Source organism: Halorubrum sp. PV6 (genome assembly GCF_003990725.2).
Lineage (GTDB): Archaea > Halobacteriota > Halobacteria > Halobacteriales > Haloferacaceae > Halorubrum.
The window spans coordinates 2,715,278-2,737,534 of record NZ_CP030064.1; the positions used below are offsets into that span (position 1 = coordinate 2,715,278).

At 70.7% G+C, this 22,257-nt stretch carries 23 protein-coding genes; 12 read left to right on the forward strand and 11 right to left on the reverse strand.

Annotated elements, in window-relative coordinates; all coding sequences use genetic code 11:
• The first annotated feature begins 18 nt into the window (after window positions 1–18).
• The 3 genes from upp to thrC all read left to right on the forward strand — a co-directional run bounded on the left by upp (window position 19) and on the right by thrC (window position 2,350).
• On the forward strand, window positions 19–693 hold the full coding sequence (gene upp, locus DOS48_RS27580) for a uracil phosphoribosyltransferase (RefSeq protein ID WP_127118774.1): 675 nt from the start codon (window positions 19–21) through the stop codon (window positions 691–693).
• Window positions 694–767: 74 nt separating this feature from the next.
• Window positions 768–983, forward strand: coding sequence for a hypothetical protein (locus DOS48_RS27585; protein ID WP_127118775.1), 216 nt, complete (start codon window positions 768–770; stop codon window positions 981–983).
• A gap of 83 nt (window positions 984–1,066) precedes the next feature.
• Window positions 1,067–2,350, forward strand: coding sequence for a threonine synthase (gene thrC, locus DOS48_RS27590; RefSeq protein WP_127118776.1), 1,284 nt, complete (start codon window positions 1,067–1,069; stop codon window positions 2,348–2,350).
• A gap of 60 nt (window positions 2,351–2,410) precedes the next feature.
• On the opposite strand, the gene serA is transcribed toward thrC, so the two are convergent.
• On the reverse strand, window positions 2,411–4,015 hold the full coding sequence (gene serA / locus DOS48_RS27595; protein WP_127118777.1) for a phosphoglycerate dehydrogenase: 1,605 nt from the start codon (window positions 4,013–4,015) through the stop codon (window positions 2,411–2,413).
• A 357-nt stretch (window positions 4,016–4,372) separates the two neighbouring features.
• On the opposite strand from serA, the gene DOS48_RS27600 reads away from it, so the two are divergent.
• On the forward strand, window positions 4,373–5,218 hold the full coding sequence (locus DOS48_RS27600; RefSeq protein WP_127118778.1) for a hypothetical protein: 846 nt from the start codon (window positions 4,373–4,375) through the stop codon (window positions 5,216–5,218).
• 6 nt (window positions 5,219–5,224) lie between these two features.
• Here the strand turns inward: DOS48_RS27600 and DOS48_RS27605 are convergent, their stop codons facing one another.
• Both DOS48_RS27605 and DOS48_RS27610 read right to left on the reverse strand, forming a co-directional pair.
• Window positions 5,225–6,478 (reverse strand): HEAT repeat domain-containing protein, encoded by a 1,254-nt coding sequence (locus tag DOS48_RS27605; RefSeq protein ID WP_127118779.1) that lies wholly within the window; start codon window positions 6,476–6,478, stop codon window positions 5,225–5,227.
• A gap of 162 nt (window positions 6,479–6,640) precedes the next feature.
• Window positions 6,641–8,419 (reverse strand): excinuclease ABC subunit C, encoded by a 1,779-nt coding sequence (locus DOS48_RS27610; RefSeq protein WP_127118780.1) that lies wholly within the window; start codon window positions 8,417–8,419, stop codon window positions 6,641–6,643.
• 166 nt (window positions 8,420–8,585) lie between these two features.
• Here DOS48_RS27610 and DOS48_RS27615 point away from each other — a divergent pair, with 166 nt between their 5' ends.
• Both DOS48_RS27615 and DOS48_RS27620 read left to right on the forward strand, forming a co-directional pair.
• Window positions 8,586–10,217: a methyl-accepting chemotaxis protein gene (locus DOS48_RS27615; protein WP_127118781.1), complete on the forward strand. Its 1,632-nt coding sequence runs from the start codon at window positions 8,586–8,588 to the stop codon at window positions 10,215–10,217.
• Between the two features lie 103 nt (window positions 10,218–10,320).
• A complete protein-coding gene (locus DOS48_RS27620) occupies window positions 10,321–11,733 on the forward strand; it encodes a cytochrome P450 (protein ID WP_127118782.1) in 1,413 nt (470 codons plus the stop codon).
• Window positions 11,734–11,796: 63 nt separating this feature from the next.
• Here DOS48_RS27620 and DOS48_RS27625 read toward each other — a convergent pair whose 3' ends face one another.
• The 3 genes from DOS48_RS27625 to DOS48_RS27635 all read right to left on the reverse strand — a co-directional run bounded on the left by DOS48_RS27625 (window position 11,797) and on the right by DOS48_RS27635 (window position 12,944).
• Window positions 11,797–12,096: a hypothetical protein gene (locus DOS48_RS27625; protein WP_127118783.1), complete on the reverse strand. Its 300-nt coding sequence runs from the start codon at window positions 12,094–12,096 to the stop codon at window positions 11,797–11,799.
• An 89-nt stretch (window positions 12,097–12,185) separates the two neighbouring features.
• On the reverse strand, window positions 12,186–12,737 hold the full coding sequence (locus DOS48_RS27630; RefSeq protein ID WP_127118784.1) for a 2'-5' RNA ligase family protein: 552 nt from the start codon (window positions 12,735–12,737) through the stop codon (window positions 12,186–12,188).
• Window positions 12,738–12,740: 3 nt separating this feature from the next.
• Window positions 12,741–12,944 carry a hypothetical protein gene (locus DOS48_RS27635; RefSeq protein ID WP_127118785.1) on the reverse strand — a complete coding sequence of 68 codons (204 nt, stop codon included), beginning with the start codon at window positions 12,942–12,944 and terminating at the stop codon, window positions 12,741–12,743.
• A 95-nt stretch (window positions 12,945–13,039) separates the two neighbouring features.
• Between DOS48_RS27635 and serB the strand changes: the two genes are divergently transcribed.
• From serB to DOS48_RS27660, 5 genes are all read left to right on the forward strand, one after another.
• Window positions 13,040–13,684, forward strand: coding sequence for a phosphoserine phosphatase SerB (gene serB / locus DOS48_RS27640; protein ID WP_127118786.1), 645 nt, complete (start codon window positions 13,040–13,042; stop codon window positions 13,682–13,684).
• 115 nt (window positions 13,685–13,799) lie between these two features.
• Complete coding sequence (locus DOS48_RS27645) at window positions 13,800–14,630, forward strand: lycopene cyclase domain-containing protein (RefSeq protein ID WP_127118787.1); 831 nt, start codon at window positions 13,800–13,802, stop codon at window positions 14,628–14,630.
• Window positions 14,623–15,729, forward strand: a complete 1,107-nt coding sequence (locus tag DOS48_RS27650) for a Brp/Blh family beta-carotene 15,15'-dioxygenase (protein ID WP_127118788.1) — start codon at window positions 14,623–14,625, stop codon at window positions 15,727–15,729. The genes DOS48_RS27645 and DOS48_RS27650 overlap by 8 nt, the downstream gene beginning before the upstream one ends.
• A gap of 51 nt (window positions 15,730–15,780) precedes the next feature.
• Window positions 15,781–16,410, forward strand: coding sequence for a GNAT family N-acetyltransferase (locus tag DOS48_RS27655; RefSeq protein WP_127118789.1), 630 nt, complete (start codon window positions 15,781–15,783; stop codon window positions 16,408–16,410).
• A complete protein-coding gene (locus DOS48_RS27660; RefSeq protein WP_127118790.1) occupies window positions 16,407–16,682 on the forward strand; it encodes a hypothetical protein in 276 nt (91 codons plus the stop codon). Before DOS48_RS27655 ends, DOS48_RS27660 begins: the two co-directional genes overlap by 4 nt.
• 10 nt (window positions 16,683–16,692) lie before the next feature.
• Here DOS48_RS27660 and DOS48_RS27665 read toward each other — a convergent pair whose 3' ends face one another.
• The 3 genes from DOS48_RS27665 to DOS48_RS27675 form a co-directional block, all read right to left on the reverse strand.
• On the reverse strand, window positions 16,693–18,483 hold the full coding sequence (locus tag DOS48_RS27665) for an L-aspartate oxidase (protein WP_127118791.1): 1,791 nt from the start codon (window positions 18,481–18,483) through the stop codon (window positions 16,693–16,695).
• Window positions 18,484–18,600: 117 nt separating this feature from the next.
• On the reverse strand, window positions 18,601–19,488 hold the full coding sequence (locus DOS48_RS27670; protein ID WP_127118792.1) for a YkgJ family cysteine cluster protein: 888 nt from the start codon (window positions 19,486–19,488) through the stop codon (window positions 18,601–18,603).
• A 207-nt stretch (window positions 19,489–19,695) separates the two neighbouring features.
• A complete protein-coding gene (locus DOS48_RS27675; protein WP_127118793.1) occupies window positions 19,696–20,373 on the reverse strand; it encodes a class I SAM-dependent methyltransferase in 678 nt (225 codons plus the stop codon).
• 105 nt (window positions 20,374–20,478) lie between these two features.
• Between DOS48_RS27675 and DOS48_RS27680 the strand changes: the two genes are divergently transcribed.
• The gene (locus DOS48_RS27680; protein WP_127118794.1) at window positions 20,479–20,922 is read left to right on the forward strand and encodes a DUF2391 domain-containing protein; all 444 of its coding nucleotides are present in this window, start codon (window positions 20,479–20,481) and stop codon (window positions 20,920–20,922) included.
• Window positions 20,923–20,977: 55 nt separating this feature from the next.
• Here the strand turns inward: DOS48_RS27680 and DOS48_RS27685 are convergent, their stop codons facing one another.
• Window positions 20,978–21,493 (reverse strand): magnesium transporter, encoded by a 516-nt coding sequence (locus tag DOS48_RS27685; protein ID WP_127118921.1) that lies wholly within the window; start codon window positions 21,491–21,493, stop codon window positions 20,978–20,980.
• A gap of 104 nt (window positions 21,494–21,597) precedes the next feature.
• Window positions 21,598–22,170 (reverse strand): magnesium transporter, encoded by a 573-nt coding sequence (locus DOS48_RS27690; protein WP_127118795.1) that lies wholly within the window; start codon window positions 22,168–22,170, stop codon window positions 21,598–21,600.
• Window positions 22,171–22,257 lie beyond the last annotated feature (87 nt).

Here is a 22,257-nt window from a genome sequence, read left to right on the forward strand (position 1 = left end):
GCGTCGATTCCTCCGATAATGACCATCGAAGACCGCGACAATGCACACCTCATCACCCACGCGCTGGCGAAAGACACCCTCTCGCGGCTCCGAGACGTCGAGACCGAGCAGGTCGCGTTCCGGAAGGGGCTGGTGAAGCTCGGCCGCATCTGCGGGTACGAGATCATCGACGGCGCGATGGGAACCGAGTACGTCCCGGTCGAGACGCCCTTAGAGGAGACGACCGGCGAGCGCGTGAAGGGCCTCGACGACGTGGTCATCATCAACGTGTTGCGGGCCGCGACGCCGTTCGTCGAGGGGCTTTTAAAAGCGTTCCCGCGCGCCAAGCAGGGCGTCATCTCGGCCGGTCGCGACGAGGCGGCCGGAATGACCGACGGGGAGTTCCCGATCACCATCGACTACGTGAAACTGCCGGAGATCCGGCCCGACGACACGGTGATCGTCGCGGACCCGATGCTCGCCACCGGCTCGACGATGTGCGCCGTCCTCGACCACGTCCTCGACGAGGCGGGCGAGTTCGAGGACCTGTTCGTCCTCTCGGCGGTCTCCGCGCCCGAGGGGCTCGTGCGCGTGAGCGAGTCCGTCCCCGCGGCCGACCTGCTCACGGTCGCCATCGACGACCACCTCGACGACGACGGGTTCATCGTGCCGGGGCTCGGCGACGCCGGCGACCGCGCGTTCCGGACGGTCTGAGGCCGCCGGGGCGGCGCGACGGCCCGCCGCGACCGCCGACGTACTTTTAAGAGCGACCGGCGCGACCCTCCGGTATGAGCGACGCGCCGACGACCGAGCCCTGCGACGGCTGCGGCGACCCCACCACGGACGCGCTCTCGCGGACCGTCCGGCTGAGCGTCGACCGGGCAAACATCGACACCCAGCGGCTCTGTCCCGACTGTTTCGCCGACTGGATTCGACGGTATCAAGACCGGCTGGGCTCGGGCGGCGACACGAGCGACGGGAGCTCCGAGATCATCGTCGACTGACGGCCCGAGCGTCCCCGCGAGGCAGACGGCAACGTCCGTCCCGACCGCCCGTCTTAAGCCGCGGCGGAACGGACGGCGACGTAATGGATCTTGCCATCGACACCCCGGCGCCGACGGCGCCCGACTCCGCCGAGGACGGGACGTGGCTCGCTTGTATCGAGTGTGACGAGACGTTCGCCCCCTTCGAGGACGTACGCTACACCTGCGACGAGTGCGACGGCCTGCTCGAAGTCCGGTACGACGACCCGCCGACGTTCGAGGAGTTCGGCGCGGGCGCCCCCTCCGACGGCCCCGACCGCGGCGTCTGGCGGTACCGCGAGGCGCTCCCCTTCGATCTGGGCGTGACGCTCCCCGAGGGCGACACCCCGCTCCACCGCGTCCCCCGGATCGAGGAGGCGGTCGGCGTCGACGCGCTCCGGATCAAACACGAGGGGATGAACCCCACCGGCTCGTTCAAGGACCGCGGGATGACCGTCGGCGTCCGGGTCGCGAAGGAACTCGGCGTCGGCGCGCTCGCCTGTGCGTCCACCGGCAACACCTCGGCCGCGCTCGCCGCCTACGGCGGCCGCGGCGACATGCAGACGCTCGTGCTCCTCCCGCAGGGGAAGGTCGCGGCGGGGAAGGTCGCGCAGGCGAGCCTCCACGGCGCGCGCATCCTGGAGGTCGACGGCAACTTCGATTCCTGCCTCGACATCGTCCAGGAGCTCGCCGCCCGCGGCGAGGCGTACCTGCTCAACTCCCTGAACCCGTTCCGCTTGGAGGGCCAGAAGACGATCGGCTTCGAGATATTAGAGGAGTTTTACGCCGACTACGGGGCGTTCCCGGACCGGATCGTCCTCCCCGTCGGCAACGCGGGCAACACCTCGGCGCTTTATAAGGGGTTCCGCGAACTCGTGCAGGCGGGTGCGCTCGACGTCGACGAGGTACCCAAGCTCACCGGCGTGCAGGCTGAGGGGGCCGCGCCGATGGTCGAGGCGATAGAGGAGGGGAACGACGAGGTCCGTCGCTGGGAGGACGTCGAGACGCGCGCGACCGCGATCCGCATCGGCAACCCGGTCAACGCGCCGAAGGCGATCCCCGGAATCAGGAACACCGGCGGCACCGCCGTCGCCGTCAGCGACAACGAGATCACCGCCGCCCAGCGCCACCTCGCGGCCGAGGGCGTCGGCGTCGAGCCCGCCTCCGCGGCGAGCCTCGCGGGACTGAAGAAGCTCCGGCGGCAGGGCGTCGTCGACGACGACGAGCGCGTCGTCTGTCTCACGACCGGCCACCTGTTAAAAGACCCCGAGGCGGCCTACGAGGTCGGCAGCGACCCCGAGCCCGTCCCGAACGACGCGGACGCGGTGCTCGACCACGTGCGCGGGTAACTTCGAGAAGCGTCGCCGTCGGCTGTTTTTAAATAGAACTGCGCGGAGACCGCTCGACCGTTACTCCGCCTGCCGCTCGTCGGCGTCGTCCAGCGTGATCTCCGTCACTTCGATGACGCGGTCGTCCTCCAGCAGCGTCTCGATCGCGGTGTCTGGGACATCCTGATCGAGGTTGTAGACGGTGAGCGCCTCGCCGCCCTGCGTTTCGCGGGCGTTGTACATCCCGGCGATGTTGACGTTGTGGTCACCGAGGACGCTCCCGATGAGGCCGATGACGCCCGGCTCGTCGGTGTTGCGCGCGACGAGCATGTTGCCGTACGGGACCGCGTCGACGCGGAACCCGTCGATCCTGACGATGCGGGGGTCCTCGCCCGCGAACAGCGTCCCCTCGACGGAAATGGAGTCGTCGCCGTTGTGGACGGTCACGCGGACGAGACTCTGGAAGTCGTCGGTCTGGCGGGTCTTCGACTCGGTGACGTCGATGCCGCGCTCCTCGGCGAGCCGCGGCGCGTTCACCGAGTTCACCTGCCACTCCAGGGGTTCGAAGACGCCCTTCAGCGCGCTCGCGGTGACGAGTTCGACGTCCTCCTCGGCGATGTCGCCCTCGTAGGTCGTCTCCACGCTCGTGATGCGGCCGTCGAGCAGCTGCGCGGCGACCTTCCCGGCGGTCTCCGCCACGGCGATGTACGGCTTGATCCGCGGGAACGCCGTCTCGTCGACGGAGGGCGCGTTGAGCGCGGTCAACACCGGCTCGTCCGCGAACGCCGAGAGCACGGCCTCCGCGGTGTCGACCGCGACGTTCTCCTGGGCCGCCTCCGTCGAGGCGCCGAGGTGCGGGGTCAAGACGATCTCCTCGACGTCGAGCAGCGGCGAGTCCTTCGGGAGCGGCTCCTCGGCGAAGGAGTCGAGCGCGGCGCCCGCGAGGACGCCGTCGTCGACCGCTTCGGCGAGCGCGTCCTCGTCGACGATGCCGCCGCGGGCGCAGTTGATGAGGTAGCCGCCCTCGAGTTGGGCCAGCTCGTCCTCGCCGATCATCCCCTCCGTCTCGGGGAGCAGGGGGGTGTGAACGGTGGCGAAGTCGCCGGCCGCGAGCGCGTCGTGGAGGTCGTCGACGAGTTCGGCGCCGAGCCGGTCGGCGCGATCCTCGGAGATGTACGGGTCGTAGACGACCAGGTCCATCCCGAGCGAGTCGAGGCGCTTCGCGACCTCTTGGCCGACGCGACCGAGGCCGACGATGGTGAGCGTCTTGTTGTTCACTTCGGTGCCGAGGAACTCGCCTTTGGCCCACTCGCCCCCGACGAGGCGGCTGTGCGCCTGCGGGATCGAGCGCGCGACGGCGAACGTCATCGCGACGGTGTGCTCGGCGGCGGCGCGGACGTTGCCCTCGGGGGCGTTGGCGACGATGACCCCGTGGTCGGTGGCGGCCTCGATGTCGATGTTGTCGACCCCGATGCCTGCGCGGCCCACGATGACGAGGTCGGACGCGGCGTCGAAGACGGCCTCGGACACGTCGGTCCCGGACCGGACGATGAGCGCGTTGGCATCGCTCACGGCGTCGAGAAGCGCCTCGCCCTCGGCGTCGTAGTCTGTGACGACCTCGTGGCCGGCGTCTCTGAGTCGGTCCAACCCCGCGTCCGCGATGGGGTCAGTTACGAGTACCTTCATGGGCGTTTTGACCGGGGGCGCGAGGTTAACCCTTTCCTCATCGCTCCGTTTTGCCGACCGTCGCGATCCGCGATCGCGGGCATCGAACCCCACCGTTTCGAGTGGAACCAGCGCATTCGTGGGTACCGCGATCCGGTCGGCGACGGTCGCCAGTCGGGGTCGGCCTCCGCCCGTCGCCCGATTCGGTCATCATCCGATTCGGTCATCATCCGGTTCGGTCATCATCCGGTTCGGTCATCATCCGGTTCGGTCATCATCCGGTTCGACCGACGCCGACCGCGACGACGCCGAGGCGGGTTACCTATAACACAACATACATATCCGTCCGGCAGAATCTGAACGTATACGTTCTCAGTCATGATGGTTCGATGGGGGTGTGACCGGTGTGGGTTCGTCGCGTGGACGCCGGACCGGGCGGCGATGCGCGAGGTCACCGGCTCGCACCTGTTGGCGCACCACTCCGAGGCCGTCAGCCGCTCCGACTTCCGGACGACGTGGGACTGCCCGTACTGCGCGACGACGAAGACGTCCTACGACACCGACGACGCGGTCGAGGAGTTCAAGACGCACCTCCACGACCACGTCTCCGGCCGGATAGAGGAGGGGACGCACATCGCCGAGCGCGTCTCGTGGGACGGCACCGTCCAGGTCGCGGCGCCCGTCGACAGCGAGGACGCGGACGCGCTCCGCGCCCACTTTCACGCCGGCAGCGACCTGGTGATCGCGGTCACGGCGGACCCGGAACGCACCGTCCGCTTGCTCGACGAAGAGCTGGCGGCGTGGCCGCGACAGACCGTCGTCGTCAGCACGGAGCCGTATCCCTTCGAGTCGGCGCCGGACGTGGAGTTCGCGGAGATTCCCATCGAGGTCGTCGAGCTCGACCCCCGGCTCGGCCCCGACGAGCTCGGCCCCGACGAGCTCGGCGAGACGGTGTCGCGGATCATCGACGCCAACCGCGTCGCGGGCGACGTGATATCGCTGGAGGTGAGCGTGTTCCACGAGGTCGTCCGGTCGTTCGACCTCCGGACCGCCTGCGACTTCGTGCGGATGCTCTCGGCCCGGCTCGACGACGACGGCGGGGTCCTCCAGCTGTACGTCGACGCCGACGCGGACCCGAACGTCTCGACGGTGCTGAACTTCCTCGACGACGAAATTGACTTAAAAATCGCGTCCGAGGACGGGCGGTTCGTGCGGCGGGGGTGACGCGACCTACTGCGAGCGCTTCTCCGTGTAGTCCGCCGGGCGACGCACGTAGATGTAGTCGAGCGAGCGGTCGGCGGCGGCGGCCGCGGTCTGCGCTTTGATCCGCCGGATCGCCGAGCGGGCACGGGCTCTCGCGTCCGGGTCGGTACCCTCGTCGGCGGCGAGCGCGCGGAGGGCCTGTTCGAGCCCGGACCCGTCGAGTCGCGGCAGGTAGGCGGCCGCGATGTCGGCGACGTACGCGTCCTCGTGTGCGAGCGCGTCGAGCAGCCAGCGCTGGGCGTCGTCGGGGGATCCGGCCTCGGAGGCGGCAAGTTCACCGCACAGCCACATCGCGTGGCGCTCGGCCGCGGCCGGGAGGCGAGTCGACGCCGACCCCGCCGTGACGTCGTAGAACAGCCTCGCGGGGTCGCCGTCGTCGTCGTCGCTTCCGAGGGGGCTGTCGCTCGCGAGCCGCTCGCGGACGTCTCGGCCGCGGACCGCGTCGCCCGCGGCGAGGAGCCGCGCCAACGACGCCGCCGCCGTGCGCCGCACCGCGAGGGAGGGGTCCCGCATCGCGTCGAGGAGGATCGTCGCGGACGCGGGGCTGTCGAGGTCGGCGAGCCGGTCGACGACGGTCTTGCGGAGCCGGTCCCCGCCGTCCGCGGCGGCCGTCGCCAGCAGGTCCGTCGCGTCGGCGGTACCGATCGACACGAGGGCGTCGACGGCCGCCTGCCGGACGAGCCGGTTCGGCGTGCGCAGCAGCGGTCGGATCGGCGCGACCGCCTCGCCGCCGAGAGCCGCGTAGGACCGCACGGCGCGGGCGCGGACTCGCGCGTCGTCGTCGTCGAACGCCTCGCGGAGCCGGCGCGTCGCGTCCGGAGAGGCCGGAGAGTCCGCCGCCCCCACCCCGGTCGCGCCGGCCATCCGGTAGGCGGCGTGGCCGCTCGTCAGCCACCGGAGAAAGACGGACTGAGGGTCGTCGTCACCGTCGCGGCGTCGGACCGCGTCGGCGACGCGGGCGACCAGTTCGTCGATGTATCGGTCGCCGTGGAAGTACAGCGCGTCGATGGCCTCGGCGCGGACCGTCGCGTTCTCGTCGGTGAGGACGACTCGCAGGAGCCGGTCGGCGATGCGCCGCTCGCTGCCGGTCATCGAACTCGACGGGTTGCCGAGCGCCTCGACGCCCTCCAGCCGGGTGGCCGCGTCGTTCCCCGCGTCGAGCAGGGCGAACGCCCGCGGGCGCTCGCCGTCCGTCCGGTCCTGTCGGGAGTCGTCCTGCATTCGTTGACATTTCTTCCGGGCGGCTTTTTAAACGTGCCCCCGCGAGTATCACGGCCGAGAACGGTCCAGGTCGCGGACAGCGTGGTCCGGGTCGCGGGCGGCGTGGTCCGGCGCCGCGACGAGCGCGAGGGACGCGACGGACGCGACGAGCGCGGTAGGAGTTTATAAGCGCTCGCGGAGCGACCGGGCGGTCGCGTCGCCGACGCCGTCGACGTCGGTGAGGTCGTCGCGGGAGGCCGACCGGACGCTGTCGACGGAGCCGAACCGACGCAGGAGTCGGCGGCGGGTCTGCGGCCCGACGCCCGGCACGTCGTCGAGGACCGTCTTGACCTCGTCGCGGACGGTCTGGTGGTAGGAAACGGCGAAGCGGTGCGCCTCGTCGCGGACGCGCTGGAGCAGGTGCAGTTCGGACGCCCCGTCGTCCCACCGCCGGGTGCCGGTCGGGGTGACGACCAGCTCCTCGGCCTTCGCCAAGGCGACGACCGGCACGTCCCAACCGGTCTCCGCGAGCGCGTCGCCGGCGGCCCCGAGCTGCCCCTCGCCTCCGTCGATGAGGAGCAGATCGGGGTCGGGCCGGTCGTCCGTGCCGGCGACCGCGCGGTCGGCCCGCCACCGGACCAGCTCGCGCATGTTCGCGTAGTCGTCGTTGCGCTCGGTGAGTTTTTTCCGACGATAGTCGCTGGTCTCCGCGCTCCCGTCGACGAAACAGACGTTCGAGCCGACCACCGCGGTGCCCTGCGCGTGGCTCACGTCGAACCCCTCGATCCGGGCGGGGCGGTCGATGCCGAGCCGCTCGCCGAGCGCGCCGACCGGGTCGTCGCGACCCCCGCGCTTGCGGGCGTTTTTCAGCGCGAGTTCGACGAGTTTTGCCTCCCGGCCCGCGCCGGGAACGCGGACCGAGACGCCCTCCGCCTCCAGCCAGTCGACCACGTCCGGGTCGGCCGGGCGCTCGGCGAGCAGCACCGCCTCGGGGAACTCGCGCTCGGCGTAGTACTGCGAGAGGAACGCCGACAGCACGGCGGCGGGGGTGTTGGCGTCGGGGTCAGCCGGGGACGAATCGCGGTCCTCGCTCCCCTCGCCCGCCGCCGCGGCGTCTAGGCGGTGCCGGCTCCGGTCGACCAGCTGGCCGCGCTCGCTGTGGAGCCGGGCCACGCGAGCGACGTCGCCCTCGACGGCGGCGGCGAGCACGTCGACGGTGCGGTCGTCGCGCCGGTCGCTCACGGCCTCGCCGCCCTCGCCGTGGAAGGCCTCCACGGCCCGGAGGCGGTCCCGGAGGTTCGCGGCGCGCTCGAACTCCGCCTGCTCGGCGGCGGCCTCCATCCGGCGCCGGAGGGGGTCGGCGAGGACGCCCGTCTCGCCCTCGAAGAACCGGCGGGCGGCCGCGACGTCGTCGGCGTAGGCCTCGGGGTCGATTTCGCCGGTGCAGGGCGCCGAACAGATGCCCATCTCGTAGTCGAGACAGGGGCGGTCCCGGTTCGCGTACTTGTGGTCCGAGCAGCCGCGGAGCCGGAACTCGTCGCGGATCGCTTTGATCACCGCCTCGACGCGCCCCTTGTTCGTGAACGGGCCGTACGCGACCGCGCCCTCGGCGGGGTCGCGGGTCACTTCGATCCGGGGGACGGGGTGGTCGGTGAACGCGACGAGCGGGTACGACTTGTCGTCCTTTAACCGGACGTTGTAGCGCGGCTGGAGCCGTTTGATCAGGTTCGCCTCCAACAACAGCGCCTGCGTCTCGGTGTCGGTGACCGCGAACTCGATGTGGTCGGCGCGGCCGACCATCCCCCGGATCCGGCCGGAGCGGGGGTCGGCGTACGACCTGACGCGGTCGCGCAGGTCGACCGCCTTGCCGACGTACAGCGTCGTCTCGCCGGCGCGGAACTGGTAGACGCCGGGCTCCGCGGGGAGGTCCCCGGCCCGCTCGCGCACGGCGTCGGCGTCCATCGGATCGGGAGTAGTCGTCGGACGCGTTTGAACGCTGCGGGCGGATCGGCGGGCGAGGCGGCGTCGGACGGGTCCGGGTTCGTCCCCGACCGGACCGATCCAATTATCAGTTCTGAGCAGCAGGAGCGATGGTTTATTTGATTGGTTCGGAGAGGAGCGAGTAGCAATGACGGGACTTCGAGGGCTGCTCCGACGCGCGTTCGGTCGGGATCGAGACTCGCGGTCGGTCCCGGACGGTGGGGTCGTGGTGGACGACCCCGCCGAGGCGACCGGAGCGAGCGCGGGCGGCGGACAGGAGTACAACATCACGGACGAGGACGGCGTCGACCGCGCCGAGACGCTCGCCGCCGCCGGCTTCGAACAGGTGTTCAACGCGACCGGTGTCCCAACCTTCATCCTCGACGCCGAGGGGAACGTCGCCGAGTGGAACGAGTCGATCGCGTCGCTCACCGGGAAGGCCCGCGAGGACGCGATCGGTCACGCGCACGTCTCGGAGCTGTTCTACCCCGACGGGCGGCGGGCCGACACCCTCGCCGACAAGGTGCTCGACGCGCCGGAGACCGCGGACGAGGAGTACGGCGTCGAGCGCTGCGACTCGGCACAGACCCGGTACCGCGACACCAGCACGATGGTGGACCGCCACGGCGAGGAGAAACACATCGAGTTCACGGCGACGCCCCTCTACGAGGGCGACGCGCTCGTCGGCGTCACCGAGGTCGTCATCGACCGGACGGAGAACATCAACCAGCGCGACGCGACGAAGCGGCTGGTCTCGGAGATCCGCGGGACGGCCGAATCGATCGGCGAGGGGAACCTCGACGCCCGCGCCGTCTGCCACGAGGAGTGCGAGATCCTAGACGAGGAGCTTCTGGGCGTCATCGGCGTCGTCAACCGGATGGCCGAGAACCTCCAGGACCTCTCGGAGAGCGTCCACGAGCAGGCCCGTCAGATCGACCAGACGGTCCAGAAGGCCAGCACCGCGGCCGCCGACATCGCCGAGAACGTCGACGAGCAGAACGAGCTGTTAGACGAGAGCGTCTCCGAGATGCAGTCGTTCTCGGCCGGGATGGAGGAGGTCGCCGCGACGGCCGACCAGGTCGACTCCGCCGCCGTGGCCGCAAGCCAGGCCGCGGACGAGGGGCTCGACGCCAGCGAGGACGCCCGCGAGGCGACCGAGGACGTCGTCGAGATCGGCGACGAGCTCGTCGAGAGCGTCGGCGCGCTCTCGGACCGCATGGACGACATCGAGGAGGTCATCGAGGTCATCTCCGACGTGGCCGAACAGACGAACCTGCTCGCGCTCAACGCCAACATCGAGGCCGCCCGCGCCGGCGAGGGGGGCGACGGCTTCGCGGTCGTCGCCGAGGAGGTGAAGAAGCTGGCCGACGAGACCCGCGGCTACACCGAGGAGATCACACAGAGTTTGGCCGAGCTGCAGGCGCAGTCGGACGAGACGAGCACCGCCGTCGAGCGCTCGCACGACCGCATCGAGGACGCGGGCACGGAGATCGAGACGGTGTTAGACTCCCTCGAAGAGATCGCCGACGCGGTGGACGAGGCCGCCGCCGGCGTCGCAGAGGTCGCCCGGACCACCGACGATCAGGCCGCGACGGTCGAGGAGCTCACGTCGTCGCTAGAGGGGGTGCGGGAGCGCTCGGATCGCACCGAGGAAGCGACCGATCGCATCGTCGACGCCACCGACGATCAGGAGGTCGCCGTCGAGGAACTCATCACTCGCGTCGAGCGGTTAGACGCCCAACGAGAGGGGCAGCGGCAGGGATCCGGGCGGAGTTTGTAAGCGCGGTCGGCGGCGGTGGTTGCCCCGCGCTACGGGGCGCGGATGACCCGGCCGTGTTCCCTCCCCGCCGAACGTTTAACCCCGCCGAGACCCTTGTTTTCGTATGTCCGCCACGCCGCCCGGACCCATCGGCGACCCCCTCTTCGGCAACGGTCGCCAGTTCGCAGACGACCCGTTCTCGTTTATGCACGCCTGCGCCGACAGCTACGGCGACGTCGTGCGGTTCGACCTCGGGCCGCGAGAGACGTACCTCCTGACGAACCCCGCAGACATCGAGCGCGTCCTCGTCGGAGACGCCGAGCGGTACCGAAAGCCGCAGTTCGGCGACGACGCCATGGACACCCTCCTCGGAGACGGCCTGTTGATGAGCGAGGGGGACACGTGGCAGCGTCAGCGGAAGCTGGCGAACCCGTCGTTCCACACCCAGCGGATCGGCGCGCTCGACGGGACGATGGTCGATCACACGCGCTCTCAGCTCGCGGACTGGAGCGACGGCGAGGTGGTCGACATCCAGCTGGAGGTCGCTCGGCTCACCGTCAAGATCATCGTCTCGGCGATGTTCGGCGCCGACATCACCGACGAGGAGGTGAAGACGGTCCAAGAGAAGCTGGAGCCGCTCGGCGCGCGGTTCGAGCCAGACCCGCGGCGCTTCCTGATCCCGAACTGGGTGCCGACCCGCGAGAACCGCGAGTTCGACGCCGCCATCGACACCCTCGAAGGCGTGATCGACGGCATCGTCGAGCGCCGTCGCGGGACCGAGCGCGACCCCGCCGTGGACCCGGCCGGCCCCGAGGGCGTGGCGGTTCGCGGGCCCGCAGGCGACGGCGACGGCGACCTGCCGATGGACCTGCTCTCAGTCCTGCTTCGCGCTCGCGACCGCGGCGAGCAGACCGACGAGAACCTCCGCGACGAGCTGGTGACGATGCTGCTCGCGGGCCACGACACCACCGCGCTCACGCTGACGTACACCTTTTATCTGCTCTCGAACCACCCGGCCGCCCGCGAGCGCGTCGTGGCGGAGGCCGAGGCGGCGACCGGCGGTGACGCGGGCACCGCCGACGGCCGGCCGACCGCGGCCGACGTTCGCGAGATGCAGTTCACCGACCGCGTCCTCAACGAGTCGATGCGGCTGTACCCGCCCGTCTACACCCTCTTTCGCGAGCCGAAACTCGACGTGAAACTGGGGGGGTATCGGATCCCCGAGGGCTCCGCACTGATGCTCTCGCAGTGGGTCACCCATCGGTCCTCGCGCTGGTACGACGACCCCGACCAGTTCGACCCCGACCGCTGGCTGCCGGAGCGCCGGAGCCAGCGGCCGCGGTTCGCCTACTTCCCGTTCGGCGGCGGGCCGCGCCACTGTATCGGCAAGGCGTTCTCGCTTTTGGAGGCGAAACTCATCCTCGCGGAGGTGTGTTCGCAGTACGACCTCGAGTACGAGGGCCCCGACCTCTCGTTGCGCGGGTCGCTGACGATGCATCCGAACCACCCGGTGCCGATGCGGATCCGGGAGCGCTGAGAGGCGCTCGCCCGCGGGCTCGCCTCCCGACCCCGCTCATGTGGGCTCGCCTCCCCCCTCCTCTCACGCGGAGAGGAGTTCGGGCGCGGAAGTGATGACGACGAGCAGGCTCACCAGGACGGATATCGACGCGATCCGGAGGATCCCGGCCGCTCGTCGGCGACGTTTCGGCAGGGACTCCGCGACGCCGGACAGCGCCATGCCGGCGCTCATGACGAGTGCGAAACGGTTCGGCGTGAAATCCGTCAGGAGGACGTAGTACCCGTACGAGCCCGACAGCAGGAGCGCGCCGGAGAGGTAGACAACGCCGAGGAGACGGCCGGAGGGCTCGCTGAACAGCGTTCGGTCGACGGTGGAGGACATCGGGCGTGTCGTTTCGCGCGAGAGGTAAATACGTACTGCGTGCCCCCTGCTGGCGAGGAGTCGCCGACCGATGGGCTCGCCGCCGTCGCTTATAAGTCGATGGTCGCGGCGACCTCGCGGTAGTCGGGGTCGTACACGTCGAGCGCGTGGACGCGCCACCGGACCGGCTCGAACGAGCTCGCGACGAGGTCGGCGACGACGCCGGGGTCGGGGCTTCCACCACGAGCCAGCGTGACGTGCGGCTCGTAGTCGTCACCCTCGATGCCGGGGATCGGGCCATAGGCGTCACAGAGCCGCCGGTGGAGCCGGACCAGCCCCGCGCTCTCGACGGCGAGGTACACGACGGGGCGAGAGCCCGAAGCCGGGTCGTCGAAGACCTCGACGCCGGTCACGGCCACGTCGAAGGGCGCGGTGGCGGACAGGACGGGTCTGAGGTCGCGCCGGAGCACCCTGAGCGCGTCCGGTTTCGAGGGGGTCGCGTCGTCGGGTCGACTCGACGCCGCGTCGATGTCGTCGACGCCGAACCGCTTACAGACGAGGGTGTGTCGCTCGCGAACCCGGTCGAACCCCGACCGTTTCAGGTGGAGATCGGTAGCGAGGCGGCTGACCGCGGGCGCTAACGGAACGTTCAGGCTGAACACGCCTTAGATGCGGTCGGTGAGCCGTAAGGCGATCAACACCACGATGACGACGGCGAGAAGCGGCGAGATGGCGTCTACGAGCGCGAACGTGAGGTTGAGCACCGTGCCGACGATCTCCAAGAGAAGCCACGCGATGGCGAGCACCAAGATGAGTTTCAGGAGGTCGTCGACGTCGACGTCGGCGCGGTCCGCGTCTGTTCGATCCATACCCGCACAACGGTAAGGCGGGCAAAAAGCCCGGCGGGGACGCGCCGCGTTGCGCGATCAGGTGTTTAAAAACCCCTCCGGGCCGAACGGAAGCCATGAGCCTCATCGCGTTCGACTTCGACGGCACGCTCTCAGACTCGGAGATGACGGTCCTGCTCGCGGAGCGCGCGGGCGTCGCCGACGAGGTGGCAGAGATTACGGAGCGGGCGATGAACGACGAACTCAGCTACGCCGAGAGCCTCTACCAGCGGGCCGAACTGCTGGCGGGGCTCGACGAGGACGCGGTCGCGGCCGCGTTCGACGCGGTCACGCTTCGGCCGGGCGCCGGCGACCTGATCGAGCGCCTGCAGGCCGAGGGCCACCACGTCGCCGTCCTCACCGGCGGCTTCGAGCGCGGGGTCGAGGCCGCGCTCGCGAAGGAAGGCGTCACGGCCGACACCATCGTCGCCAACCGCCTGCCGATGGCCGGCGGCGCGCTCACCGGCGGCGCGGAGGGGCCGCTCATCGAGGGGACGAAAGACGACGCGTTGGAAGCGCTGGCCGACGACGTCGGCGTCCCGATGGCCGAGACGATCGCGGTCGGGGACGGCGCCAACGACCTGCCGATGTTGGAGGTGGCGAACCTCGCGGTCGGGTTCGAGCCGAAGGACGCGGTCCGCCCCGTCTGTGACACGGTCGTCGAGTCGATGTTCCGGCTCGAAACCGTGTTAACGGGGTACGACGTGCTCTCAGAGGAGTGACCGACGCGACGACGGAATGGGCGGTCCCGTCGGGAACACCCACACTGTTTGGACGGGCGCTTAATAAGCAGCGGTGCGAAAACGATGGCATGATTGGCGTTTCTGGGGTGAGTCGATGCTCCCGACACTGACGTACCTCCAGTTTCACCTCGTCTTCAGCCTCCCCGTCCTCGCGGCGCTGTGGTACCTCGCGCCGCGGTACGGCGGCGTTCGGCAACGACGAGCAACGGCGGGTATCGCGATCCTCGTCGCCATCGCGTACGTGTACACGACGCCGTGGATCAGTTATATGATCCGGCGGGGGGCGTGGGGGTACGCGGACGGCGCGGTCCTCGTCCGGGCGCTGTCGATCCCGCTCGGCGAGTACCTCTTTTTCGCCATCCAGACGGTCGTCACCGCGTTCGCGCTCCACCTGATCGGGTTCGACCCGACGTTCCGCGAGGGCGACTTCGACTGGCGGCCCCGGATCGCCGGCGTCGTCGCCGGGGTCGCGATGGTCGTCGTCGGCCTCTGGCTCGTCACGCTCGACCCCTCGTACCTCTACCTGGGCGGTCTGATCGCGTGGGTCGGCCCCGTCTTCGCGCTCCAGTGGTCGGTCGGCGGCGGGTACTTGGTCCGGACGCCGCGGATGTGGCTCGCGGCGACGCTCATCCCGGCCGCGTACTTCTGGGTCGCGGACCGGATTGCTATCGAGATGGGCACGTGGCGGCTCTCCGCGGAGCTCACGACCGGCGTGAGCGTCCTCGGGCTCCCGATAGAGGAGATGCTGTTTTTCGCCTCGGCCGGCGTGATGACCGTGAACGGCCTCGTGCTGTTCGAGTGGGTCCTCGACTGGAACGACCGGCGCGGGCGGCCGACCGAGTCCTCGGTCGACGCGTTCGACCCGGACCGGAAGCCGGACCCGCCGGAGCCGGAGCCGGAAGCCGTCGAACCGATCAATGACTGAGGCGGCGACGGGGACGGGGGCGCGGAGCGACCCGACGGCGACGTGGCGCGACGAGGGCGCCCGGTCGGCGGTCGATCGCTGGTTCGCGCTGTACCCGGCGGTCGCGCTGGCGGCGCTGTTGCCGGTCGGCGCCGTGACCCCGTTGTTTCCGGTGGAGGTCGGCGTCGCGACGTTCGCCGTCGGCACGCTCGTCGTCGGGATGGCTCACGGCGCGGTCGACCACCTCGTCCCCCTTCGGGCGGCGGCCGGCGTCTCCGTGCGGCGGTCGATCGCGGTCGTCTCGGTCGTCTACGCGATCCTCGGCGGGGCCGTCGTCGGCGCGTTCTTCCTCGCGCCCGTCGCGGCGTTCGTCGGCTTCATCGCGCTCACGTGGCTTCACTGGGGCCAGGGGGACGTGGCAGCGCTCGTCGTCGCGGGCGTCGACCACCTGCCGACCGCGGCCGAGCGCTGGCTGAGCCTCGTCGTCCGCGGGGGGCTCCCGATGGGCGTCCCGCTGCTCGCGCACCCGGCGGAGTACCGGCTCGTGGCGGAGTGGATCGTCGGGCTGTTCGTCGTCGACGCCGACGCCGCGGCCGCCGCGGTCGACCCGCTCTTCGTCCCGGCGACGCGGGCGGCCGTCGGCGGACTCATGGTCGCCGCGACGGCGGCGTCGGTCGGGCTCGGCTACCGACGCGTTCGGGCCGGCGCGTCGCGACGAGGGTGGCTCCGCGACGCCGGGGAGGTCGGCGCGCTGTGGGCGTGGTTCCTGCTCGCCGCGCCGATATTCGCCGTCGGGGTGTACTTCGCGCTCTGGCACGCGCTCCGGCACGTCGGCCGCCTCGTCCTCGTCGACCACCGGGCGGCGACGGCGCTCGGAGCGGGGGACCGCGCGGGCGCGCTTCGCCGGTTCGCGCGCGACGCCGCGCCGCTCACCCTCGGCGGGTTCCTCGTCGTCGGCGCGGTCGGGCTGGCGGTCCCCGCCGGCGTCGCCGCGCCCGGCGACGTGCTCGCCGTGTCGCTCGTCGCCATCGCGGCCATGACGCTCCCGCACGTCGCCGTCGTCGCGTGGCTCGACCGGCGACAGGGCGTCTGGCGGCCGGGCGCCGAGCGAGAGGCGTGAGCCGGGCGACACCGCGCGCCTCTTGTCCGCGGGCGGCGTAGGACGCGCCGAATGGACGACATCGCGATCCGCGACCCGCGGCCGGGCGACGCCGAGGAGGTGGAGGCGCTCATCACCGCGCACTTCAGCGAGGGGCAGTCGTACGGCGTCGACCTGGGGTTCGACGACCCGACGTACCACGTGCTGGTCGCGACCGAGGCCGACGGGGGTGGCGGGGGCGACGGGAGTGGCGGGGGCGACACACCCGCCGGAGCCGACGCCCAAGCGCGGGACGCCGGGGAGATTCTCGGCGTCATGGCGCTGCGCGAGTGCGAATCGCCGACCGCCGTCGCCGAGGAGGTGTACTTTTTCGACGACCCGGCGCTGCTCCCCGAGGCGAGCCGATACGGCCACCTCGAGATGGGGTACGTCCGCGACGGGGCGACGGGCCGAGGGATCGGGAGCCGGCTCCTCGAACGGTTACACGCTATCGGCGCGGAGCGCGGCGTCGACCTGTTCGTCGCGGACTCGTGGTACCACGGCGGCGCCGACTCGCCGAAGAAGCTGTTCGACCGACACGGGTACGAGACGATCCACCGCGAACCGATCGAGCGACCGGCCGCGGAGTGCCCGAAATGCGAGCGCGAGTGCACCTGCGAGGGCGCCCTCGTAGTGCGACGCGGAGCGGGGGGCAAAGAGTGAACCACGACCGCGTTCACGCCCGAGAGCCGTCGCACCACGTCGACCGCTGGTCGGTGGGAGTGATCGAAGCGATGGCCGAGCGCGACGGTCACGCCGTCGTGACGGTTCGGCCGGCGGCGGGAGACGACGGTTCGGGCGAGGCGGAAGCCGGCGACCGCGTCGACCTCGTGATCACGCTCGCCGTCAGGGACCTGTTCGTGGGGCGCCTCGACGTCGACGACGGCGAGTCGCCGGTGGGCGAGCGCGTGTGGTATCGGAAGCGGGGCGGGTAGGAGAGACGGCCTACTCCAACTGGTGGTAGTCCAGCTCGTGGCCCTCGTCGAGTGCGGCCTGCACGGCCTCGCTCGGGTCGTCGACCGCCTCGGTCCGGAGCCGCATCCCGCCGACGTCGGCGGCGTCGAAGTAGACGTTCTGCCGCCAGTCGGGGTCGAGGTCCGGGAAGTCGGTGCGGTAGTGGGCGCCGCGCGACTCCTCGCGCGCTAACGCGCCGCGCAGCACCGCCTCGGCGGCGGTGAGCATGAACCCGACGTCGACGGCGAGTTCGAACGACTCGCTCGTCACCGAGCCGACGCGCATGTTGGCGGCCCGTTCTCTGACCTCGTTCAGCCGGTCGAGTCCCGCGCGGAGCGACGCCTCGTCGCGGCGGATGCCGGCGTGGTCCCACATCAGCTCGCGGAGGGCGGCGAGCACCGCGTCGACGTCGTGGTCGCCGTCGCTGTTCGCCATCTCGCGGAGGTCGCTAAGGTGCGGTTCGACGAGGCGCTCGCGGAGGTCGTCCGGTACGGCTCCGGGGCCGTCGGCACGCTCGGCGACGCGCTCGCCGGCGACGACGCCGTACGCGACCGTCTCCGCCAGCGAGTTGCCGCCGAGGCGGTTCGCGCCGTGGACGCCGGCCATGGTCTCGCCGATGGCGAAGAGGCCGTCGACGGAGGTCTCGCCGGCGTCGTCGACGGCGACGCCGCCCATGCCGTAGTGGGAGGTCGGGGCCACCTCCACGGGCTCTTCGGCCATGTCGACGCCGAGGTCGTCGAAGCGCTCGTACATCCGGGGGAGGCGTTCCCGGATGAAGTCGGCGTCGCGGTGGGAGATGTCGAGGTAGACGCCGCCGTTCTCGGTGCCGCGTCCCTCGGCGACCTCCGTGGCGATCGCTCGGGCGACCACGTCGCGGGCGTCGAGTTCCATCTGGTCGGGCGAGTACCGCTCCATGAAGCGCTCGCCGTCGGCGTTGAAGAGGCGACCCCCCTCGCCGCGGACCGCCTCGGTGACGAGCCGACCGCTCCACGGCTCCCAGTCGGGATCGGACTCGTCGACGGCCATGCCGGTCGGGTGGAACTGCATGAACTCCATGTCCATCAGGGAGGCGCCGGCGTCGTACGCCAGCGCCGCCCCGTCGCCGTTGTTCTCGTCGTCTCTGGAAGTGTGACGGTCGTAGATGGCCGCGTGGCCGCCGGCGGCGAGGACGACCGTGCCGGCGTTAAACAGGACGAACTCGCCGTCGTCCATGTCGTAGCCGACCGCGCCGTACACCGCCTCGCCGTCCGAGACGAGTTTCGTGATCATCACGTTCTCGCGGTACGGGACGGACAGCTCCTGTGCCCGGCCGACGAGGGTGTCCAGGAGCGACTCGCCGGTGTGGTCGCCGGCGAAGGCGGTCCGGCGGAACGACTGGGCGCCGAAGAAGCGCTGGTCGATCGCGCCGTCGTCGGTTCGCGAGTACGCCATGCCCCACTCGTCGAGTTCGCGGAGGCGGGCCGGCATCTGCTCGGTCACGGTCTCGACTTTCGCGGGGTCGTTGAGGAAGTGACCCTCGTTGAGCGTGTCGGCGGCGTGGATCGCGGGGGAGTCGGCGTCGTCGTGGGTTCCGAGCGCGCCGTTGATTCCACCGCGAGCCCACGTGGTGTGGGCGTCGCCGTGACCGCGCTTCCCGAGGACTAAGACGTCGTCGACGCCGCGTTCGGCGAGCTCGATCGCCGTCCGCGCGCCCGCCGCGCCGGCACCGATGACGAGGACAGACACGTCTTCGCGCTCGTACTCGACCGATTCGTCGGGGGTGACAGGGCGACGTTGGCTCACAGAGATTGTACGGGCCGGAGTAAATTAAACGCCTCGCGCGTGTGCGCGTGCGCGCGAGAAGCGACTAGCACGACATCACGAGTTCCGGGGTCGGCGGCGGTCCGTTTCGACCGGCGGTCACTCCCAGCCGGGTGTGCCGGGTGCGCCCGCGTCGTCTTCCAGTTCGCGGACCAACCGCTCGCGGGCCGCGTCGTCGAGCGCGACCGGGTCACCGTCGGTGGCGGCCCGGTCGGTCCACGCCCGGATCGCCCGGCCCGCCCACGAGTCGGCGTCGCGCGCCCGTTCGCGGGCCTCGGCCATCCGGTCGCGCGCGACCGAGAGCGAACCGGGGCTGGACCCGATCGCGGCGCCGACGAAGCGGGCACGGTCGTCCGCGGTGAGCGCGTCGGCCCGGAGCCGGGATATCACGCCGTCGAGGTCGGCCGGGTCGGGGTACGCGAAGACGGTCGCGCCGGCGGCACGCGGGCCGAAGGGAAGCGGCGGGGTGTCCTCGGGGACCGTCTCGTCGAGGAGTCGGTCGCCGCCGCCGGCGGCCTCGACGCGCTCGCACTCGGTTTCGGCGTTCAGTTCGAGGCTGTGTGCGGGGTACGTCGCGCAGGTGCGCGGGTAGCGCTCGTCGTCGTGGAGCCGACACTGGAGCGTGGTCGGGTCGAGGAAGACGCAGGCGTCGAGCCAGCGGTGTCGGTCGGTGCCGATCGGTGCGACCGGCTTCGGGGGTTTCCGCAGGCCGACGGCGAAGACGGGGCGGTCGCCGGCGGCGGCGACGGCGACGCCGTCGATCCGAACCGACTCGTCGGCGTCGGCGGGTTCGAACAGTCGGGGGACGAGCACGTCGGCGAGGCCGTCGTCGAGGAAGGCCGCGACTTCGTCGCGCGTGAGGGGTACGAGGTCGTAGGTGTCGTCAAGCGGTGGCCGGTTTCCGGTGCGGTCGGTGCCGGCGGCGTCCGGGGCGAGCGGTCGCCAGTCGACACAGCAGCCGGCACAGCCCTCACAGCGGAGTTCCATCGGTACCGTGTGAAGCGCCCGCACGCTTAAAAGGGATCGCCGGCCACGGGATATATACCTGGCTGCGGTCGGCGCCCGCCCGTCAGGCCGCGAGTCGGCGTCTCGCGGGGTCGCCGGCGCTGGGAAGCCATGAGGCGCTGTGCGGCTGGGGCTTTGGAGGTGTTCGCCGCGTCAACGGCACCGGCTATTTATAAACAACCGGCCGATTCAGGGCGCGACGCCGACCGTCAGCAGCGTCCCCCACGTCCGGTACCGGTCGACCATCGCCTCGCGCGTGTCCCAGTCGTCGGTGGGGAACGCGTCGGCGTCCGGAATGTCGATTTCGCGGTCAGGGATCGCGTCCTGCGCGGCGACGTGCAGGCCGGCCTCACGGAACGCGTCGCGGTACTCTGAGCGGCTCCACAGCGTCATGTCGATGGCGATGCTCTCTTGCCACTCGTGGGTCGCCTCGCTCTCCGCGAAGTAGTTGACCGCGCAGTAGAAGGTGCCGCCGGGTTTCAGCACCCGCCGGATCTCTTCGAGGGTGTGGTGTGGGTCCGCCGCGTAGTAGAACGCCTCCATCGAGAAGACGTGGTCGAGCGAGTCGTCGGCGAAGGGGAGCGCGTCGAAGTCGCCGACGAGGAACCCGACCGCGTCGTCGTCGGTGTAGGTCCGGGCGTTGCGCGCCATCTCCGGCGCCCCGTCGAGCCCGTACGCGCGGCCGATGCCCCGCTCGCGGAGCGCGCGGAGCGCGTAGCCGGAACCGGTGCCCAGATCCAAGACGGCGTCACCAGCCTCGACGGGCATCCGCGCGAGGACGTGTTTGGCGGTGTGCCAGTGTCGGTCCTCCATCCCGCGGTCCTTGCCCGCCGCCGCCCACTCGTCGAACTCCTCGCGAACGCTCATACGCCCGAGAAGGGGTGGACGGGTGAAAACCGGTTCGGAGGGAGTCGGGCGGAGAGCCGTCGCGAAAAGCGGCGGCGTTTTCTGGTTGGTACCCGTTCGGCGCGTATGAAGCGCCCACGAAGCCTCCGTCGCCCGAAGTTCCGGATCGCGGACTCGGCACAGCAGGCGGTCGGGGGGTTCCTGCTCGCGGGGCCGTTCGTCGTCACCGGGGAGGTGTGGGTGTTGGCCGGGGGCATGAACTGGCTGCAGGGGACGCTCACCGCCGCCGTCGTCGGGCTGATCGGGTACGCCGCGCTCTACCGGGCGGACACCGACCGCGACCCGGAAGACGAACGGGACATCGTCGGAGTCCCGATCCGGTTCCTGTCGCTGATGATCGTCGCGTTCGGGTCCGTCACCGTCCTCGCGTTCCTGTTCGACGCCCCGGCGACGTTCCTCGTCGAGGAGGGGGTGACGGGGGTCGACCTGTGGGTGACGACGTTTAAGGCCATCTCCGTCAGCGCCGTGTTCAGCGTCGTCGGCGCCGCGACCGCCGACAGCGTGTTCTGAGCAGGGAGGGTGGCGCGTCAGACGACAGCGTGTTCTGAGCGGAGAGGGCGCCGCGTCAGACGACCAGCGAGACGACCGCGAAGAGGATCAACACGCCGGCGACGTCACAGAGGTTGGTGACGACGGGAATCGTCGTGTCGTCGGGGTTGAGGCCGACGCGATAGGATATTTCCACGGCGGCGACGCTCGCGACGACCACGAGGACGGCGAGGAGCATCCCGGAGACGAGCGAGACGAGCAGCACGCGGCCGAGTCCGAGCGTCCCGCCGAGCGCGACGCCGATACCCCACGCCGCGACGCCCACGACGCCGAAGACGGTCCCCGCGAGCGCGAACACGGCGCCGACGTTGGCGCGAAGTTCCGGGTTCGAGGGCCGTAACTCGTAGGTCCCGAGGTACAGTTGGGTGGTGAGCCGCGAGCAGGTGATCGACGCGAGGTTGCCGGCCGTCCCGATCTGGACCGGGACCAACACGAGGAGCGCGGGGTTCGCCACGAGCGTCTGCTCGTACGTTTCGAGCACCGTACCGGAGACGAGCTGCAAGACCGACAGCGCGGCCAAAAGCGGGATCATCGTCCTGACGATCCGGCGGACCGACCACTCGTCGACGTACTCGCGGTCGCCGTCCGAGCCCTCCTCGGGGGCGCCCGTCGACTCGCCGAGAGCGCCGGGATCGCTCACAGCACGGCCCCCACGACGTAGATGCCGACGAGCAGGAAGAACACCCCGAACACGTCACCGAGCGTCGTGACGACGGGCCCGATCACGTTGTCGGGGTCGAGCCCCCGCCGGTAGCCGACGAAGATGACGGCGATCAGCACGGAGATCATGAGCACCGCCGACAGGAAGCCGGCGACGACCATGATCCCGACCAGTTCGAGGAGGTTCCCCGCGGTTCCGAAGAGCCGCAGCCAGAGGAACGTGATCACCCCGATGAACACGGAGACGGACATCCCGTTGAGAAACGAGGCGATGATCGCGTTGGTGAGCCGCCGGTCGAGCTGGAACTGCGGCTCGATGAGCCCCTGGTGGAGTCCGGTCGAGAGCCGCGCGCCGAGCGAGCCGTAGACGCCCCCGCGAGTCGCGAGGAACGCCGGGAGCAACAGGAGCAGCCCCGGAACCTCCGAGATACCGGCCCGCATCGTCTCCGAGCCGAGGATCGTCCCGGAGAACAGCCCCGCGACGAGGCTGACGAGGATCACCGGGAGCGCCTGCCGGTAGACGTCACGGGCGGTGTCGTGGCCGGGCATCGACCGTCTCGACGGGGGCGACGGTGAAAAAACCGGGTACGAGCGGGATCGGGTGCGCTCGCGAGAAACCGAACGACCGCTGACTGC